Origin of the sequence: Spirillospora sp. NPDC049652, from assembly GCF_040675125.1 — a bacterium.
Classification (GTDB): Bacteria; Actinomycetota; Actinomycetes; order Streptosporangiales; family Streptosporangiaceae; genus Spirillospora.
Genome location: NZ_JBFAOF010001298.1, coordinates 1 through 1,622, shown reverse-complemented (window position 1 = coordinate 1,622; position 1,622 = coordinate 1). Strand labels below are relative to the sequence as shown.

General features: G+C 72.3%; 2 protein-coding genes. One reads left to right on the top strand and one right to left on the bottom strand.

The window, feature by feature from the left end; genetic code table 11:
- On the bottom strand, positions 1–381 hold a 381-nt coding region (locus AB0J52_RS39595), incomplete at its 3' end, for a phenylacetate--CoA ligase family protein (protein ID WP_500188266.1).
- Between the two features lie 275 nt (positions 382–656).
- Between AB0J52_RS39595 and AB0J52_RS39590 the strand changes: the two genes are divergently transcribed.
- A partial coding sequence (locus AB0J52_RS39590) for a M48 family metallopeptidase (RefSeq protein ID WP_500188264.1) occupies positions 657–1,622 on the top strand: 966 nt, incomplete at its 3' end.

Below are 1,622 nucleotides of genomic sequence, written 5' to 3'. Positions count from 1 at the left end.
GACGCTGCCCGCGCCCGCGCCGGCGCAGGCCAGCGACCGCGCGCACATCGAGGCCCAGAGGTCGAGGTCGGCGCGGGTGTAGGCGACGAGCGTCGGCCGCCCCTTCGTGCCGGACGACCCGTGGACGGCCGCGACCTGGTCGCGCGGGACGGCGACCATGCCGAACGGGTACGCGTCCCAGAGCTGCCGCTTGGTGGTGAAGGGCAGGCGGGGCAGGTCGTCCAGGCGGACGTCCGCGCCGCCGTCGATCCCGGCCTCGCGGAGCCACCGCCCCTGCGGGACGTCCGCGGCGAGGAGCCGGTCGATCATGCCCTGGAGGCGGTGCCGTTGCAGCGCGGCCCGCTCGTCCACGGACATCGCCTCGGCTTGGGGATCGAACATCCGCGCCTCCTCGCGCCCGCCCGTCCTGGCTCCCTGGCGGCCGTGCGCGCGGTCGTGGTCGTCCACGGCCGGTCCAGGGGACGTGAAGCGCGTCACGCGCTCCGGGCGGCCGACTTTACTGACCGGCCGTTCGGTAAGTCCAGACCTCCACTCCGGGTTCGGGCCGGTGTCGGACGAGACGGACCGGGGAGCGGGAGCGGGGAGCGGGGGCCGGTGTCGGACGCGTGCGCGGGAACCCCGGGACCGCGGCGATCGTCGGACATACCATGCCGGATATGACGACCAACACACCCGACCGGGCACGCACGCGCTTTCCCGGGATCAGCTCCCGGGCCTACGAACACCCCGCTGACCGCTCGGCGCTGGTGGCGCTGCGCTCGCTGTCGGGCTTCGACGTCGTCCTGCGGAAGATGTCGGGGCTGTTCAACGAGCGGGCCATCCGGCTGACCTTCCTCGGCGGCGCGGTCCGCGCGGGCGAGGACCAGTTCCGCAACCTGCACCACATGGTCCGCGACGCCGCCTACATCCTGGACCTGCCCGAGGTGCCGGAGGTCTACGTCACGCAGGACCCGCGCGCCAACGCGATGGCGATCGGCTCCGACCACCCGTTCCTCGTGGTGACGACCGGGCTGCTCGACCTGCACGACGACGAGGAGCTGCGGTTCGTCATCGCCCACGAGGTCGGGCACATCCTGTCCGGGCACGCGGTGTACCAGACGATGATGATGATCCTGATGCAGCTCGGGGCGCGGCTGGCGTGGCTGCCGCTCGGCAACATCGGGATCGCGGCGATCATCATGGGGCTGCGCGAGTGGTTCCGGAAGGCCGAGCTGTCGGCCGACCGCGCCGGGCTGCTCGCCGGGCAGGACCTCGACGCCGCCAAGCGCGTCATGATGAAGCTGGCGGGCGGCACCCGGCTGTCGGAGATGAACTCCGAGGCGTTCCTCGCGCAGGCGCGCGAGTACGACGCCGCCGGGGACGTCCGGGACGGGTTCCTGAAGTTCATGAACATGCTGAACCAGTCCCACCCGTACTCGGTGATCCGGTTCGCCGAGATCGACAAGTGGGCCCGGTCGGGCGAGTACGAGCGGATCCTGGCCGGCGACTACCCGCGCCGCGCCGACGACTCCAGCGCCTCGATCACCGACGAGATCAAGAACGCCGCCCGCTCGTACCGCGAGTCGTGGGAGAGCAGCGCCGACCCGTTCGTCGGGAAGGTCCGGGACGTCGCGGACGCGGCG